The organism is Sphingobacterium sp. PCS056, from assembly GCF_023273895.1.
Classification (GTDB): Bacteria; Bacteroidota; Bacteroidia; order Sphingobacteriales; family Sphingobacteriaceae; genus Sphingobacterium.
Window position 1 is genome coordinate 4,694,747 of the sequence record NZ_CP096883.1, and the last position, 14,242, is coordinate 4,708,988.

Here is a 14,242-nt window from a genome sequence, read left to right on the forward strand (position 1 = left end):
TCATGAAAAAAGCATTTTATTATATTCCATTAGCCTGCGCTGCTCTATTAGGCTTTTCCAGTTGCGAAAAATACCTTGATGTAACATCAGAAACACAGAAGCAGGCAACACAATCATTTAAAAACATAGCAGATTTACGTGGCGCAACAGCATTTCTATACTGTCGACCGTGGTATACCACCAACACATCAGTACGAGAAATTACAGAAGCCAGAGCTGGTAATTTATATGTTGACGGGGTGACAGGTGAATTGATAACAACAGCCCTATTCTCTGAAGTTGCCAACTACAATAATATCGCAAACTCCTGGGCATCTTTATACCTTGTGATTACCCAAGCTGATTACATCATCAATGATTATGTGAAGACAGCGATAGAGAATGGTGTAAACGAATCGGAGGCAAAAGCATGTGAAGCTGAAGCGCGTTTTATGCGTGCAGCTGCTTACTGGTACCTTGCCAACTTATGGCATGATGTACCCATTATAGACGATCCCCGAAACCATACATTAAATCCCTTGACACCACCACATCGCTTTGAAGATGTGGTGCAATACGCCATTAACGACCTGATATTTGCATCCGAATACCTCAAAGATGCCGATACAAAAGGCCGAGTGACCAAAGATAGTGCGCGTGGGATGCTGGCAAGGATATACCTCATGGCAGCAAATTATGCGATGGGCAACCATTTCTCAAACGATTATATAAGCCGGAACAATGCAGGAAGCAACAGCGGATTGGCAGATAACTATTTCGAACAGGTAAAAAAACTCTGTCAACAAGTGGTTGAAGGCGGGTATTATTCCATGTTGCCCGATTTTGAACAACTGTGGCGAACTCAAAACAATAATAATTCGGAAACACTATTTGGCATTCAATTTATACCTGGTATTACTGAATGGGGATATACGAGTCCATTGAATGATCTTGCCTACAATAGGGAGTTAACAGGCAACTTAAATGGAGGCGGGACGATATTTGTTTCTTATGATATGCTCAAGTCTTTTGTTGATGATGGTGCAGTGGCCAGAATGCGAGGAAGTGTTGCGGTTCCTGGACAGAATTACAATTATATAGGAACTCACTTAAGCGCTGGAAGCTGGACTGTACCTAGCGGTAAAACGAAAGTCAATCTAAAAAAATTCGTCGTCGGCAGTAGTAAAGACACCGATGGTGCAGCCGTTCAAGGCAATACTGGTTTAGTATCGCCTATGTTACGGATGTCCGAAATCTATCTTATGTACGCTGAGGCTGCCCTCGGAAAACAACAACAGACTAATGATGCAGTCGCGCTAGCTTACTTTAATAAAGTGAGGGAAAGAGCGTTCAGCAAAAATATCCAGAACTTCGTACCTGCAACCACTATTACCCGAGACAACTTATTTACGGAAAGAAGGCTGGAGTTTTTTTATGAAACGATCTACTGGACTGATCTTAAAAGAAGATCTTTTTACGACATGGACTGGGTCCTCAACTTTCTAAACAATAAGCTAAAAGATAGCGATGCGGAAACCCCTTTTACCAATTATGCCTCTTGGGCTTATACGTACGATCCTCTACTCTATCCGACAGGCAAAGGCTGGACAAACTCTCCTCGCGCCCAGAGTGGTTACAAACCCCAGGCCGTGGTACATAACTTGCCAGCAGGATCTTATGTGCATGCAGTGGGTGCAACCTCCAATATTTGGTGTTTGCCCTATCCATCTGCAGATGTAACTACCGATCCTGAACTGACCTCAGCTCCCATAAATTATGACTTTAACTAATTTGATATGAGAAATTTGAGAATTACATATATATTTATCTTAGCGCTGATATGTTATAGTTTTTTTTCATGCAAAAAAGATTCATCTAGCAGCAGCATACAGGTGACAGGTATCTGGTCACACAGCAGAAATACAGAAACCACCCAGATATCTTCTATTTTTTTTAATAATTGGATCCGTATTCACGGCAATGGTTTTACTGGGTTACAGCGCGTCTATTTTAACGGAACGCAGGTACCTTTTATACCTATTTACGTGACCGACACTGACATTATCATCAACGTCCCAGAGACCATACCGACAGGTAGTGACGTCGCGGACCAAACACGTTTGAACACCATCCAGCTTGTTACCGCAACAGGTCAAACCAGTTTTGAGGGATTCATTTTTCGAGATCCAGATAAAATTCCATCGATCAGTGGAATATCCTATACCATGCCCTATGCTGGAGATGTTATTGAGATCTATGGGAAAAATCTGAAAGAGGCTAGTGTCATCACCTTTCCTGATTCAACAAAAGGAACCATAAGATCGGCCAATGATTCAATCTTACAAGTGATTGTTCCAGAAAACATCGATAGACAAAAATATGGACGTATTACAATTGATATCGATAATGAACGATATTCGTCAGCTCCTTATATGTTTTTCCAGAATGGAATTTTTCTAAAGACTTTTACTGAAGAGGCCATGGTTGCTGGTGGCAATAACGGGATCAGAATCTACTCAAATCCAGCAGATATTGCAGCATTGACAGGCCTTCAACACAATCCAGAAAACGTGATTGCTATCCCAGCTACAAAAACAGATATACCTGTAGCAGCAAACAATGGTATAAGCGGTAACTTCTTTAAATTTTACGCTTATAAAGCTTTCAACACATTGATTGAAAAAAATGGCGATATAAAAGGAACCACCTCGATTGAAAATCTTGCGATACAATTTGAACTCTATATGCCGTCACCATGGATATCAGGTGCTATTCCGTTTAAAATGAATAAAAATAGAAGTGGCGTGAATTATGCCTATCTCTATAATATTACAGCATGGGAATGGAAAAAATTAGTTTCGGGCGGTGTCGAATTAAATCCGTTTAAATTTGACAATGGGTGGAAAACGATCACACTCAAATTTAGCGACTTTCCAACTCTAGCCATGAGTTCGCTAAAAGACTATTCGACATCACTGCAAACAAATGGCTTCGAGTCTTTAGTGGGCTATGTTAATTACGATCTCAACGAAGATGGCCATACGCCACAAGCCGTAAAGAATTTCCAAATGTACATGGCAAACTTCAGGCTTGTTCCCTTAACAAATTTAGAATAACAAATCAGTCATATCATCCCTCCATTATCAATCCTTTCCGCCCAGAATTATCACTAATTCCTGGGCGGATTATTTTTGGAAGAAAACATCTGTAAAACATGTTTCGTAGCCTTTTAAAACCTTACCTCTTATTTCCACCCATTTACAGTGTTGATCATAGCTCGATTGAAGGAGAGTTGAAAGCCTTTGTGCTGTGTATTTCCGACATAAGCTCTATTGCTGTCCCCATTACTGAGGTCTAGCTATAGGCGTTGTTCTGGCACAAGTTTATCCACAAATGTTGCGGTAGATCAGTCCCGCAACACGTGGAATGCTGATCTTACCTTACATCTTTATTGTAGGAAGCAAACACGTGCTGTTGATTAATATTGTTATTCACAAGTGCATCGTCGAATTTTCGGTTATGCCACACCCATTCCTGCCCCGATGTCTACTGTTAGACACGGGGCAGGAGTATTAGCCATCTATATATAAAAATTAGGTACTGGCGACGCGCTAATGGTGGCTGTTTAACGCTGCGCTCTCCCTCGGACCGAGGTAAGAGGGTTTCAGTCCTCCCAGGTCTATGAGTAAGCGCTGCAGCACGATACCCTGATCCAAAAAGCGGATTTTGAGGGTATGGTCTCCCGGTAGCAAGTAGTGCAACGAAACACTTTCGATGATGCGGCGTGCCTGCCACTGCCCCAGCTCGCCCTTGTAATGTCCATTAAAGTTGACCAGCGTTTCGGGCCCTCCGTCAATGGAAATTGCGTAGCGCAATCCTCTGTTTCCATTAAAATTGAGCGTAGGCGAAAATAATGCGATGACCTTTGCCTGCCGCTTTTCTTTCACACGGATTTTGTACTCTAGGGCAGTATTGTTTCCCAGGCTGACCGTGGGTGGTAATGTTGTCATAGCCGATACCGTCTTTCCCAAATCTGGGATCTCCGTCCACTCCACCCCAGGAGCACTGCTTGCTGCGCTATAGCTCGCTGCCTCCATGGCTATGTAACCATCCGTCTCCATAAACACCTTGGCCGCAGGAGGAGCGACGGGCTCAGACAAATAGCGAACGTTGGGCATGATTGCCTTCGCCGGTTCATTCCAGCTGCTGTAGCCGATGCGTACTTGATCCATCATATGTACCCATTTGCCTTTGGCGATGCTATGGTTGTAGTGTTCGGTAAAAAGCGAATCACGCCGAAAGCAGGCCTTTACCCTGTCGGCCCAGTCATTTGCCCTGCGATCATTCCGCTCATAACAGTAGTCGTTCATGGCTTTGGCATGGTACATCTCATACAAGTTGGCGCAAGCATTGATTGGAAAAGCCACGAGCTGGTCGAATGCATCTTTCAAGGAATCCGGTAGCAGGTAATGGAGACGCGAGGCTTCCATGGCTAGCGTCTTATAGTCGTTGACTACGCTGTCCAATTCGTTATAATGTATCAGGCTAAACGTCTTATCATTCAGTAGTTCGGGTGTAACCCGATGGTTGTATTTGGCATAACGGTTGATCATTCCGGCGGCTTCCGCCGCATAGGCTTCACCAAACTGCTGCCGGCACCAGTCGTACGTATAAGCCATAAGGTTGCCTGCGTTAAACCTGTCTGGATCCCAGGCCATGTCTAAAAAAAATGAAATGGGAAACTCCATCGGCTTGAGGTCACCGACATTAACGATCCAGATGCGGTCTACTCCATGTCGGTAGGTTAGATTCATCTGTTCCCATACACGCTGGATCTGGGACACATTGATCCATTTAGCATTGCGGGGGGCACCCACATAGTCAAAGTGGTAATACATCCCATAACCGCCCTTTCGGGGTTTGGCATCCAGTTCTGGCAACTTTCGGACATTACCCCAATTGTCATCACAGAGCAGCAGCGTCACATCGTCTGGCACCCGCATACCTTTATCGTAATAGTCCTGTACTTCTTTATAAAGGGCCCAGAGCTGTGGCGTTTCGGCAGCAGGTCGGCCTGTAACGGAGGCGATCAGACGGCGCTGATCCCTGACAATCTGTTCCAGTAGTCCTACATTCTCCTTTTCGCTCATGGGTTCGTCACCGTCACCGCGCATGGCTATGGTAATGATAGACTCCCAGGTTCGCGCTCGATCCATACCGCCTCGCCAGAAATCCTGCAGTCCGGCCTTATTTTTAGCATAGTCCCAGCTGCCACCTTTTCCGTAGCGTTTCCATTCCGCTTGTGCCCTCGCCATCGGCTCGTGGTGCGAAGTACCCATCACGATACCCATTTCGTCAGCCAGCGGCCCGTTTTTAGGGTCATCATCATAAAATGCGCTCCCCCACATCGCAGGCCAAAGGTAATTGGCCTTAAGACGCAGCAGCAGTTCGAATACCTTTTCATAGAAATCCGCATTAAATCCGCCGAATGTTGCCTTGGACCAACCACTCAATGCCGGCGCTTCATCGTTCAGAAAAATGCCGCGGTATCTGACCTTTGGCTCCCCCTGCGTGTAGACTCCAGGCTTAACATATAGCTGCGACGCTTTCCGCACGGGTACATCTGCCCAATAATACCAAGGTGATACGCCAATCTGGGCCGAAAGTTCATAAATTCCGTAGATCGTGCCACGTTTGTCGCTACCGGCGATGACCAGAGCCGATTCAACTCCCTGAAGCGGCTGTTTGACCACTGTCATCACAAACTTTTCACGCTTCCCGGCCAGCTCTTTGCTGTCCAGAAGGCCTTTACGCACGAGACTGTCGATCAGAGCCGAGCGGCCGTAGGTGCCGATAATTATTTTAGACTGACCGCTCCCCTTTTGATGGGAGCTGTTGCCCGTGACCCGCACAAAATCTTTTTTTAGATTATCGAAAGCACGCAGTACCCCCCTGTGATCCTGTGGATCGACAAGCATGGGTAGCGGCACACCATCCTTAACCAGGGAAAGATAACCGGGCCGTGCGGTCTGCACCACAAAGCCTGTAGCGGCAGTATCAGCTGTGCTGCGCAGCATAGCGTGAGCAGTCTCCGAAAAACAGTAGATCAGCACTGCGACCAATAGGATGTTACGATGACCGCGACCGATCAAAAAGCTTGCACAGATCCTAAAAGCAGACCAGTCAGTTTTATTCAAAAATAACATGATAATCTTATTTACAATATTTAGAATTGGTATTTTAGCTCACCTGAATTCAGTACCATACAGCAGCCCTGCCAATCGTGTTACAGTAACATTAACGGACCAATGATATTACCACATTTCAGGAATTTAAAATTAGTCATCCTTACAGGTAGCAGCATATATGTATGTTACATTCCTTTTGGGCTTTGTTACGGCACTAATCGGTGATGTTTCATATTTATTTCAATTTGTTTCACAACCGCTAAAAGCAGCGATTTCATTACCGAAGCCTTCCTTTTTCTTTTCAGGATTGCGCGATAATATGTATCTTCAACAGAATAAACCAATAAAACCAATGCGGAGGGATTTTTTTTCGACAGTCATATTATTATTTGCTTTTGTACTCTATGCACACGGACAAGCGACGCGCATCTATGACAATAGGGATTATGGCTTTGGTGAACTCTCTTCCAATCTGACCAACAGTATCAGTCAGGACAAACACGGCTACATCTGGACAGGCACCGAGTACGGGCTTAACAAATTTGACGGAACTCGTTTTGTACAATATCTTCATGATGTGCAAGACAGCACTTCGGTATCCAGCAACAATATCATCATCCTTTATCTGGACCGTGATAAAAAGCTCTGGGTAGGCTGCAACAACGGCTTACAGTATTATGATGAAAACAGCGACAAATTTGTACGCATCAATTTTCCAGATCAGATCGCGCCCCACATTACGGATATCATTCATAAAAAAGACGGTCAGATCTGGGTAGCCACATCAGGTTGGGGAATCTTCGCTATCCAAGTAAACCGCAAACAGGCCGTATCATTGCCACGCCTCAATGCACTGGTGGGTGGTATGTTTGCCCGCAGCATCTTTGAAGACCGCGACAATGTCATCTGGGTGGCCATTGACCGCGTGGGCGTCTCTCAGGTTTCTACCGACCAGAAGCAGGTGAAGCGTGTTATTTCCGACCTACTCCCCATGCCTAAAGGCGGCAATTACGACATCATACAGCAGGCTGACGGCAAACTGGTATTCGCATCGCCGTCGAAGATCGGCCGACATGATCCGCAAAAAAATACATTCGAAGCTGTAGAATTCAAGGAAAAGCTCCGGTCTACTGTTACGGAGATCCAGCTTTCCAAAGCAAGCAAAAATCATCTGCTGATCACGACCGAGGGGGATGGCCTCTGGTATCTGGATCTGGAAAAAACTCCGCTGATTGCGGCACATGCTGAGCTGCCTAATCTGGACAATGATTACCGAAATGGACGGATACGCACGTTGCTGCAGGACCGAGAAAATAATCTCTGGCTCGGCTGCTTTCAGCGGGGCCTGGTTTTTATTCCCGTACAGAGCAAGCAGTTTGAGTTTTGGCGTATCCTAAGCCGGGAGAAAGCAGCTCAAAATATGATCAGCGCGATCACGCGGGACCAGCAAGGAAATATTTGGTATGGCGTGGAGAACGAAGGCGTATTTAAAACTGACCCTCAGGGCATCTCACATCAGCAAATAAATGCAGTGCAGGATATCAATAAACTGGAAACTGCGGCGGACGGAACAATCTGGTTCAGCTCTTATGACAATGGATTGGGGCAGATTGACCCCAGCACAGGGCGGTCCACATATCTGAATATCTGCCAAAAAAGACAAGTAAAATCATTTGCCTTCGGCAAAAACAACAAGGTCTACATCGCTACTTTCGGTTCGGGTTTTGTTGAATATGACCTCGAGACCAAAGTCTCGCATAATTATAGCATGAATATTAGCAATTCAAAAAAAGGCACATTAGCTAACGATTGGATTTCAACTGTTTTGTGCGATAAGGATGGTCTCATCTGGCTGGGGCACCATAAAGGTCTGAGCTGTTATGACCCAGACGACAATAGCTTCCCTGCGCAATACACAGCTAATAGGCTATCCGAACAGATTACGCTCTCCTTATTAGAGGACGGATCAGGCAATATCTGGGCAGGTACCTATAACGGCCTATATCAGATCAACAAAAAATCAGGATCGGTCAACATTTACACTACCAATAACGGCCTGTCCAGCAATGTTATAGCTGGCTTAGGTTGGGATCAGCAAGGGAACATTTGGTGCAGCACCTTCAAAGGTATCAATTGCCTGAATCCCAAGACCGAAAAAATTGTCAACTACTATACTGGGGACGGATTGGTTGATAGATCCTACAACCGTGGTGTACACTTTCAGGATACGCAAGGAAAAGTATACTATGGAGGAAGGCAAGGGATTACATCATTTTTTCCCGAAAAAATACAGTTGCATACATACTCCCACCCCGTGATGATCACCAATCTGTATGTCAAAAATCAGCCGATTAAGCCCGGTATGGCCCCAAGCGGAAGGGTCATCTATCATGACGATCTTATCGCCGCCAATGAGTTCTTTTTCCATAGCAATGACGACAGCTTTACTTTTGAGCTGTCCACGATGGACTTCAACAGTCCCGAAAATGTCCGCTACGAATACCGCATCAAGGGAATTAACAAAAGCTGGAATGCTACGTTGCCAGGTGTCAATCTGATCACCTACAACAACCTATCCCCTGGCGAGCATGAGCTCGAAATACGCGCCTGCAAACTTGGTGTTTATTCACCAAGTCTCTTGGTGACGCTACATATTTTCCCGCCCTGGTATTTGAGTACTACGGCCTATTTCGTATACTTCATATTAGCGGCCGGCCTCTTATTCCTCATTATGAAATACCTGCACGAGCGGCGGCTGGAGCGCCTGCAGGCCTTACGGCTACAGCTGTTTACCGATGTGTCGCATGAGATCCGCTCGCCCCTTACCCTTGTGATGAGCCCGATCAACAAGCTCATGAAAAATGCCGCTGATCCGCAGACCAGATCCACGCTGCAAAATATGAATCGCAATGCGCAGCGAATCCTTGATTTGGTCAACCAGCTGCTCGATATCCGAAAGCTGGAAAGTGGGCACCTGAACCTCAAGTTTGCCCGTGTCAATGCGGTGGATTATATCAAGCAGGTGATCAGCGTATTTGGGGATCAGGCTCTGGACAATCAGATCCAGCTTTTGGTGCACAGCGATTCCAGCGATATCCCTCTCTGGGTAGATGTGAACAGCTTTGAAAAAATCATGCACAATATTGTCTCCAATGCTTTTAAATTTACACCTAATGGCGGGCAGATTGAAATTTCGCTGGCTGTTCAGCAACTGGAAAAGGAACGTAAAATATTGGAACTTGTTGTGAGCGATACTGGTACCGGTATTGCCAAAAGTGATATCCGACATGTATTCAAACGATACTACCAGTCCGCCGCCGGTACAAACTACCAAAGACAAGGCTCGGGCATCGGTTTACATCTGACCAAGGTGCTGGTCGAACTGCATGGTGGGACGATACATGCCGAAAACAGAAGAGACAACAACGGTAGCCGTTTTGTGATCAGTCTTCCGATGGGCACTAAACACCTGCAAAAGGAAGACCTCGAGATATGTGGACCAATTGGTGCCCTTCGGTCTGAAGAAGCGTTTAAAAGCATTTCTGCTGATGTGCTATCTAGGAAAACTGACAATCCAAAAAAAGACTATAAGATTCTCATTATAGATGACGACCGGGACATCCTGAAGTTTCTACATCACGAACTCTCTTCGGCTTATCAAGTACTTATTGCCGAACATGGTGGCGATGGGTTTCAGCTCGCCCTTGCCGAGCAGCCCGACCTCGTTATCTCCGACGTCGCGATGCCGTGCATGGACGGCTATACTTTGCTCAAAAAAATCAAAGATAATAGCACAACCAACCATATCCCGGTGATCCTACTGACGGCAAAAACTAATCAGGAAGACCGCTTGGCGGGTATTGGACTAGGAGCAGATGCTTATCTGACGAAGCCCTTTATGGTCGATGAACTTCACCTTGTTGTGCGCAATCTTATCAAAAATCGCATGAAAGTTAAGGGAAAGTTCTCGGGCGCCCAGCAGCAGGAAGGCAAAATAAAAACGATCAGCTTCAAATCCAGCGATGAGCAGTTGATGGAACGTATACTCAAAACGGTCAACCAATATCTGGATAACTCGGACTTCAATGTGCAGTTTCTCGCGGACGAAGTGGGGCTGAGCCGTGTACAACTTCATCGTAAGGTGAAGTCACTGACTGGTATTTCTACCGGCGAGTTTATTCGTAATATCAGATTACAGCAAGCTGAAAAACTGTTGTTGGAGAAAAAAATGAATATATCTCAGGTAGCCTATGCCCTTGGTTTTACAAATCAGACGCATTTCACGACCTTATTCAAGAAGATGTATGGGCTCAGTCCGACAGATTATATCGAGCGCCATCGCTACAAGGAAAATTGAAAGGCTGTAAAAACACCAGATCTTAAAATAAATATTAAATATCGGTACTGGAAAGAGCAATGATTAGCAGTTCATAGCCTCTCCAAAGCAGATATAAAAAATCATTGAATAAGCTGAAAAAAATGGACTGTTATTCTAAAACACTAAAATGAAAGTACTTCCGTATCACAGTTACCCCATTATAAAAGACGACAAAATATCGTTACGCCAGATTATGCCAACTGACGTTAAAGACATTGTGGATATTTCGTTTTATGATGGCATTCAGGCAACAACATTTGAAATGGCAGTTGTTATGCAAGAAAAAATTGATGAGGATATTCGACAGGGAAATTCCATACATTGGGGTATTATAGATCATGTAACTAATAAAATTGTAGGAACTTGCGGTTACTATCGAGGGCTTGATCAAGGCGAAGGCGAATTAGGTTGTGTGTTGCTACCGCAGTTTCGCGGACAAGGTTTTATGACAAACGCAATGCAGCTGGCAATTGATTTTGGACTAAAAGAAATAGGCTTAACACGCATTTGGGCCATTACATCAAAAGAAAATCTCAAAGCAATCAAGTTACTTGAACGTCTTAAATTTATAAAAGTCGTAGATTTAGAAGACAACGACATGGAATATGAATTAACACTTTAAAAAAAATAAATGAAATTTTACCTTGTTTTTTTACCAAATAAAATTTCAAATAATATCAATTAAAGTCTAAAAAAATGTCACACTTAAATATTGAGCCTTATCATCCTATCCCATTCAATAACTACATGCGGCGATCAAACAAAATATCAGATCGTTCGTGACCACGAATTAAGAGTTGATATTAGCCTCCTATTTGGATCATCAGAAAAGTGACTCACAAGGTCCGTATTTTTGTTTAAAGACAATAGCATTCGAAAGAAAGGTTGACCGTATTCGATCCCAGATAGCTCGACGATCATATGTGGAAATTGCCGTCCCCACTCTAGCAGATGAAAAAAGCTTGTTTTCGTCTATTTCTACAATTTCAAGATAATTACAAGTAAAAGAATCGGTTTTCATCGCAGAAAACCAGTGTTCTGTCTCGTATTTCAAAAATACGTTTATGAGATCGATAATTTTGTAAGGTCACTAAGATCAATACAAAATGAACAAAAAAGAAACACTAGAAAAAGTATCAGAATTGTCCCAAGTCACTATTGCCGATTGTAAAAAAGTATTGGACGCACTAGAAGTAGTTATGCAAGAAGAATTAGCCAACAGAAAAGGTATTCGAAATATATTCGATATGCTATACAAGTTGATGGGTGTATTCAAAAGTAAATAACACCTGTCCTTTTTTAGATCTGCTTTGTGCGAGAACCGATCGCCAAAGTTAAGCTACTTCGACAGGCAATATTTCTTTGATCCAGTTTTTTCTCAAAAGCGTATTGAAAAATGAAATTTATTCTTTTAATTTATACTACAAAACCATTGAACCGCAAGCCATGACTACCGATCTACAAAAACTGCATAACATTTGGCTGGAAACCAGAGCGCATCAAAACACCGATTACCCTATGATTGGTTTTGACAATCTCACCAATGCTGTAATCAGTACAGGACCTTTTTATTATTATGTGATAGATTTTTATGATATGTCTTTATCACACGTAAACGGTGATATTGAAGGGATTCATGGTCTTGATCCCGCGGTAGTCACGTTCAATGATATTTTGCTTACCATTCATCCGGATGATGTTGATTTTGTAGCAAATGCGGAATCCTTTATTAATAGATTTTTTCGTGAACGGATTGCAACAGAAAAACTACTCAGTTACAAAATGAATTATAGCTTCAGAAGCAGAATGAAAAATGGGGAATATGTTTTATTAAATCATCAAGCAATCATGCTCAGCATCGATACAGATGGAAGATCGGGTAAATCGCTTAACATCCATACGCGAATTGATCATATGAGCAGCTTAAATACACGAAAGATATCTCTTATTGGTCTCAATGGAGAACCCTCTTTCCTAAATATGAGCCTTCCGGAAAAAGCTTTACCTTCTTTTTCAAAAAGAGAAATACAAATATTGAAACTTATCGCCGAAGGGCTGAGCAACAGCGAAATAGCAGAAAAATTATTTATCGCGACCATTACGGTTAAAAAACACCGTCAAAATATTCTTGAAAAAACAGATTGCAAAAACATTACGCAACTCATCAACCAATGCACACTGCAGGGATTGATTTAATATCGTTAAATCGATATTAGCTATAGAAATAATCCCTTATAATAAATTATGATAACACGCTATTCTTATTGCCCAATAAAAATACTCCTTTTGGGGTATTTTATCCATTATACTTTGTTTTTAATTTTGTTTTAATTTACCTAGAGAAAACAAATATCCGCTTCAAGTTAGATCTGAAAAGTGATACTACATCAACGAACTTATTCAGTTTGACAATTAGGATTGATTAACATAAGTAATTACATCTGAGATCAATAAATCTAAACATTATGAAATCTAAAGTATTGGCATTCCTATTGGTTATATGCTCCTTCAACCTTTTTGCGCAAAGCAAATCAGAGGTCATTAAAAACATCAATGACCTGCTTCAAAATGTAAAAAACGTTCGCATAATGACCAGCGAAAACAGTCCTACGCACATTACTCATACTTACATGAATTTTGCAGCACATTCCAGTAAGAAAGGATGGGTTTCATTTACCAGTGTGACATCTTGGGGAAGTGGTTATGAGAATCTAACTCTTACCTATTCTTTTGATCCGTCAAAGATTGAAAAAATAAGCTTGAACGATGAGCTTGATAAAAAACGGGGCAACAAAGCATTCTTATTTGCACTCACACTCGACGATAATAGTGTAGATATAACGAGTGTTCAAGGTGGTAAAACCAGTCGAGACCAATCAGATATGGTGGTCATGTATATCATGATGAAAGGAGATGATGGTTATGAGATTTATGATACGTTAGAAGAATTATTTCAAGAACTTGTAGAGGTATCTTAAGTCGAGTTTACGCTATGAGACTTTATCTTAGTGACCTCCTGCAATCACCATTTATTCTCGAGCTATTCATTTTGGTCAAATAAATTAAAAACAATAAAAGGTGATATGAAACTCAAAGGAGCAGAAAAACATTTTTGGTGGCACTTTAGACACATCACGGATTCCAAACATATCCCTCTCGAGTTGCCTGGTTTTACCGCGATTGACGATATGGATGTTGATGATGAATACATCGGTATGATTGCCGCAAAAGTTTCCATTGTTCATCATATTTATTTAAAAGAAACAAAGGTTACGGATGTTGGGATTAAATTCATAAGTGATTTTAAACAACTGAAAACCCTAACGCTGATGAAGCATGCAGGAATTACCAAAGCCTGCTTGCCAGATATCAATAAACTAACCGATCTGGAGTACCTGGATGTCTGGAAGACGAAAATCCGATTGGAAGATGTAGATGCGTTAACTAACCTCAATAAATTAAAGGAGCTTTATGTGTCCCCGAACGATGAAGACGACGATTCGGACAGAGATGCTATCTTGGAAAAGATTATCAAAATAGAGGAAAAATTGCCAAACTGCTCTGTATATACTTCTCCACGATAATAAACCGAAATAAGAATTCAGTACTACAGATGAGGAGATAAAGATTGATCTTTTTAAAATATGGCACTCCATTCGTTGACGACTTAAAAGAAACGGGCAATAAAAAATTAAAC

General features: G+C 42.7%; 9 protein-coding genes. 8 read left to right on the forward strand and 1 reads right to left on the reverse strand.

The window, feature by feature from the left end:
* Positions 1-2: 2 nt before the first annotated feature.
* Positions 3-1,769 carry a RagB/SusD family nutrient uptake outer membrane protein gene (locus MUB18_RS19685; RefSeq protein WP_248754321.1) on the forward strand — a complete coding sequence of 589 codons (1,767 nt, stop codon included), beginning with the start codon at positions 3-5 and terminating at the stop codon, positions 1,767-1,769.
* Between the two features lie 6 nt (positions 1,770-1,775).
* Complete coding sequence (locus tag MUB18_RS19690) at positions 1,776-3,095, forward strand: glycan-binding surface protein (protein WP_248754322.1); 1,320 nt, start codon at positions 1,776-1,778, stop codon at positions 3,093-3,095.
* Between the two features lie 495 nt (positions 3,096-3,590).
* On the opposite strand, the gene MUB18_RS19695 is transcribed toward MUB18_RS19690, so the two are convergent.
* Entirely contained in the window at positions 3,591-6,185 is a 2,595-nt protein-coding gene (locus MUB18_RS19695; protein WP_248754323.1) for a glycosyl hydrolase 115 family protein, read from the reverse strand.
* A gap of 160 nt (positions 6,186-6,345) precedes the next feature.
* Here MUB18_RS19695 and MUB18_RS19700 point away from each other — a divergent pair, with 160 nt between their 5' ends.
* The 6 genes from MUB18_RS19700 to MUB18_RS19725 all read left to right on the forward strand — a co-directional run bounded on the left by MUB18_RS19700 (position 6,346) and on the right by MUB18_RS19725 (position 14,129).
* Complete coding sequence (locus MUB18_RS19700) at positions 6,346-10,524, forward strand: two-component regulator propeller domain-containing protein (protein WP_248754324.1); 4,179 nt, start codon at positions 6,346-6,348, stop codon at positions 10,522-10,524.
* A 148-nt stretch (positions 10,525-10,672) separates the two neighbouring features.
* Positions 10,673-11,167 carry a GNAT family N-acetyltransferase gene (locus tag MUB18_RS19705; protein ID WP_248754325.1) on the forward strand — a complete coding sequence of 165 codons (495 nt, stop codon included), beginning with the start codon at positions 10,673-10,675 and terminating at the stop codon, positions 11,165-11,167.
* A gap of 484 nt (positions 11,168-11,651) precedes the next feature.
* The gene (locus MUB18_RS19710; protein WP_045756216.1) at positions 11,652-11,831 is read left to right on the forward strand and encodes an HU family DNA-binding protein; all 180 of its coding nucleotides are present in this window, start codon (positions 11,652-11,654) and stop codon (positions 11,829-11,831) included.
* A 160-nt stretch (positions 11,832-11,991) separates the two neighbouring features.
* Entirely contained in the window at positions 11,992-12,741 is a 750-nt protein-coding gene (locus MUB18_RS19715; protein WP_248754326.1) for a LuxR C-terminal-related transcriptional regulator, read from the forward strand.
* A gap of 269 nt (positions 12,742-13,010) precedes the next feature.
* Positions 13,011-13,523 (forward strand): hypothetical protein, encoded by a 513-nt coding sequence (locus MUB18_RS19720; protein ID WP_248754327.1) that lies wholly within the window; start codon positions 13,011-13,013, stop codon positions 13,521-13,523.
* Between the two features lie 105 nt (positions 13,524-13,628).
* Positions 13,629-14,129: a hypothetical protein gene (locus MUB18_RS19725; protein ID WP_248754328.1), complete on the forward strand. Its 501-nt coding sequence runs from the start codon at positions 13,629-13,631 to the stop codon at positions 14,127-14,129.
* The last annotated feature ends 113 nt before the right edge of the window (positions 14,130-14,242 follow it).

What these genes read in the sequence shown, in the direction of transcription:
- MUB18_RS19725 (WP_248754328.1), top strand. Translation starts at nt 13,629, where the DNA reads ATGAAACTCAAAGGAGCAGAAAAACATTTTTGGTGGCACTTTAGACAC.
- MUB18_RS19685 (WP_248754321.1), top strand. Translation starts at nt 3, where the DNA reads ATGAAAAAAGCATTTTATTATATTCCATTAGCCTGCGCTGCTCTATTA.
- MUB18_RS19695 (WP_248754323.1), bottom strand. Translation starts at nt 6,185, where the DNA reads ATGTTATTTTTGAATAAAACTGACTGGTCTGCTTTTAGGATCTGTGCA.
- MUB18_RS19720 (WP_248754327.1), top strand. Translation starts at nt 13,011, where the DNA reads ATGAAATCTAAAGTATTGGCATTCCTATTGGTTATATGCTCCTTCAAC.
- MUB18_RS19710 (WP_045756216.1), top strand. Translation starts at nt 11,652, where the DNA reads ATGAACAAAAAAGAAACACTAGAAAAAGTATCAGAATTGTCCCAAGTC.
- MUB18_RS19690 (WP_248754322.1), top strand. Translation starts at nt 1,776, where the DNA reads ATGAGAAATTTGAGAATTACATATATATTTATCTTAGCGCTGATATGT.
- MUB18_RS19700 (WP_248754324.1), top strand. Translation starts at nt 6,346, where the DNA reads ATGTATGTTACATTCCTTTTGGGCTTTGTTACGGCACTAATCGGTGAT.
- MUB18_RS19715 (WP_248754326.1), top strand. Translation starts at nt 11,992, where the DNA reads ATGACTACCGATCTACAAAAACTGCATAACATTTGGCTGGAAACCAGA.
- MUB18_RS19705 (WP_248754325.1), top strand. Translation starts at nt 10,673, where the DNA reads ATGAAAGTACTTCCGTATCACAGTTACCCCATTATAAAAGACGACAAA.